The organism is Phaeovulum sp. (assembly GCF_041596715.1).
In the GTDB taxonomy this organism is placed as follows: Bacteria; Pseudomonadota; Alphaproteobacteria; order Rhodobacterales; family Rhodobacteraceae; genus UBA6213.
Window position 1 is genome coordinate 1 of record NZ_JBFHIA010000312.1, and the last position, 2,891, is coordinate 2,891.

Annotated in this window: 3 protein-coding genes; 2 read left to right on the forward strand and 1 reads right to left on the reverse strand. The window is 64.1% G+C overall.

From position 1 onward, the window contains the following. A partial coding sequence (locus tag ABY403_RS15190) for an FAD-dependent oxidoreductase (RefSeq protein ID WP_372841662.1) occupies window positions 1-674 on the reverse strand: 674 nt, incomplete at its 3' end. Window positions 675-892: 218 nt separating this feature from the next. Between ABY403_RS15190 and ccmI the strand changes: the two genes are divergently transcribed. Both ccmI and ruvX read left to right on the forward strand, forming a co-directional pair. Next, the gene (gene ccmI / locus ABY403_RS15195) at window positions 893-2,407 is read left to right on the forward strand and encodes a c-type cytochrome biogenesis protein CcmI (protein ID WP_372841663.1); all 1,515 of its coding nucleotides are present in this window, start codon (window positions 893-895) and stop codon (window positions 2,405-2,407) included. Next, window positions 2,404-2,886, forward strand: a complete 483-nt coding sequence (gene ruvX, locus ABY403_RS15200; RefSeq protein ID WP_372841664.1) for a Holliday junction resolvase RuvX — start codon at window positions 2,404-2,406, stop codon at window positions 2,884-2,886. Before ccmI ends, ruvX begins: the two co-directional genes overlap by 4 nt. Window positions 2,887-2,891: the final 5 nt, after the last annotated feature.

Consider the following 2,891-nt stretch of genomic DNA (forward strand, 5'->3'; position numbering starts at 1 on the left):
CCGCGCGAGGTGTCTACCCCCTGCACGCGCCCGCCTTGGGTGCGCACGCCGGTGACTTCGCAGTTCTGGATGATGTCCATTCCCATATCGGAACAGGCCCGCGCATAGCCCCACGCCACCGCATCGTGCCGTGCCGTGCCGCCGCGCGCCTGGTAAAGCGCGCCAAGCACTGGATAGCGCGGCCCGGCGACGTTCATGATCGGAACCAGCTGCTTGACCTTTGCAGTGTCAATCCACTGGGTTTCAATGCCTTGCAGCGCGTTGGCGTGCACGGTGCGCTTGTAACCGCGTGCCTCGTGTTCGGTCTGCGCGAGCATCAGCAAACCGCGCGGGCTGAACATGACGTTGTAGTTCAGATCTTGGCTGAGGGTTTCATAAAGCGCGCGCGATTTTTCGTAGATCGCCGCCGACGGGTCTTGCAGGTAGTTCGAGCGGATCACGGTGGTGTTGCGCCCGGTATTGCCACCGCCCAGCCACCCCTTGTCGATGATCGCCACATTGCGAATGCCAAAATTGCGGCCAAGGTAATAGGCGGTGGCCAGCCCATGCCCACCGGCACCGACCACGACCACGTCGTATTTCTTTTTTGGTTCAGGCGATGCCCAAGCGCGGCCCCAGCCTTGGTGAAAACGCAAGCCCTCGCGGGCCACAGCGAAAATCGAATAGCGTCTCATGCCCCGAACTCCCGAGCCTTGGCCCACGGCGATTCCCGCCTGCTGCGCCCATTGTCGCCAGACTGATGGACCATAGCCGCGGCTGCAAGCAGCACCCAAGCGGCACAATGGGGAAAAATACGACATCACACCTGCGGCATGGTGCGCGTGTTCTGCAACGAGGGGTTTTGCTTGACGCATTCACGCTCTAAATGGAAGACAACCTGAAGGGAGTGCCCATGCTGTTCTGGACCCTGACTGCGGCCTTGGTTGCCGTCATCGCGCTTTTGTTCGCTCTCGCGCTGTGGCGCGGTGGGGCCGACGCTGCGGCTCTGCCTGATGCGGCCAAGGATTTGGGGCTGTATCGCGACCAGTTGAAGGGCGTCGAGGCAGATCTTGCCCGCGGCGTGATTACCCCCGAAGAAGGCGAGCGTCTGCGCGTCGAAATCTCGCGCCGCTTGCTTGAGGCTGACCGTGCCGCCAAGGACGGGCAAGCTGGCAGCCGCGCACCGCAAGGTGCCACGGTTGCGGTCGCGGTGACGATGCTAGCGCTTCTGGGCGGGTCGGTCTGGATCTATCAATGGCTTGGGGCACCCGGTTTTGCGGATCAACCCCTGAGCGCACGCATGGCTGAATCGAATGCCGCCTACGACGCGCGCCCCTCGCAGGCCGATGCCGAGGCAACCGCCGCCGAGATACGCGGCCCGCTTCCGACGCCAGACCCGCAGTATGCCGAGTTGATGGCCAAGTTGCGCCAAGCCGTGACCGATCGGCCTGACGATACGGTTGGGCATGATCTTTTGGCGCGCAATGAGGCGCTCTTGGGCAACTTTCATGAAGCCTGGGTCACGCAGCAAAAGCTGATCGCGCTGAAGGGCGATGCTGCAACCGCCGACGATCTGGCGATGCAGGCCGAATACATGATCGGCGCAACGGGTGGCGTCATCACCCCCGAAATCGAGGCGGTTCTGGAAGATACCCTGCGCAAAGACCCCGGCAATGGCACAGCGCTTTACTACATGGGCCTGATGATGGCGCAGTTGAACCGCCCGGATCGCACCTTCGATATCTGGTCGGCGCTGCTAGAGCGCGGGCCTGAATATGCGCCGTGGATCGCGCCGATCCGCCGCACGATCAACGAGCTTGCATGGTTCGCGGGGCAAGAAGATTACGTGGCACCCGTGGCGCAAGCGGTTGGCCCGACTGCCGCCGATCTTGCGGCAGCGGCGGGCCTTGCGCCCGAGGCGCGGGTTGCGGTGCTGGATGCCTCGACGCAGGCACTGATGAGCAAGATGGCGATGTCGGGCGGGACCGCCGACGAATGGGCGCGGCTGATCCGCGCGCTCAAGCTTTTGGGAGACGATCAGCGCGCCGACGCGATCTGGGCCGAAGCGCAGCAGGTCTTTGCCGAGCGCCCCGTCGATCTTGCGATGATTGCAGCTGCTGCCACGGGCGAGGAAACAGCACCCGCATTGGCCGGCCCCACGGCTGAAGACATGGCCGCCGCCGCATCGCTTTCGGCCGAGGAACAGTCCAGCTTCATCGATTCCATGGTGGCGCGGTTGTCAGACCGGCTGGAAACCGAAGGTGGCAGTGGCGCGGAATGGGCGCAACTGTTCAATGCCCTAGGCACCCTGGGGCGTATCGACGAGGCCAAGGAAAAGTGGGCGGCAGCGCAAATTGCCCTAGCTGATAAACCCGGCGATCTGGCGCAAGCCCGCGCGGCGGCGCAAGCTGCCGGGGCGGTGGAATGATCTGTGACGCGCTGGCCGATTTTGCGGCGGCACTTGCACCCAGAGGCGGTATCGCGGGGCTCGATCTTGGCACCAAGACAATTGGCGTGGCCGTCTCTGATAGGGGGCGGCAGGTCGCCTCGCCGCTGACCACGATACGGCGCGAGAAGTTTACACTTGATGCTGCGGCGCTGCTGCGGCTGGTTGCCGAGCGTGAGTTGCAGGGCATAGTGCTTGGCCTGCCGCTGAACATGGACGGCTCTGAAGGCCCGCGCTGTCAGGCGACGCGGGCCTTTGCGCGCAACCTCTCGCGGCTGACCGAGCTTCCGATCGGCTACTGGGACGAGCGGCTTTCGACCGTCGCCGCCGAGCGCGCGCTGCTGGAAGGGGATACTTCGCGCCGCCGCCGCGCGGAGGTGATCGACCAGATAGCGGCTGGATACATCCTGCAAGGCGCGCTTGACCGGCTGCGCAACATCGAACGCGAAAACGCGCAATGACCGAA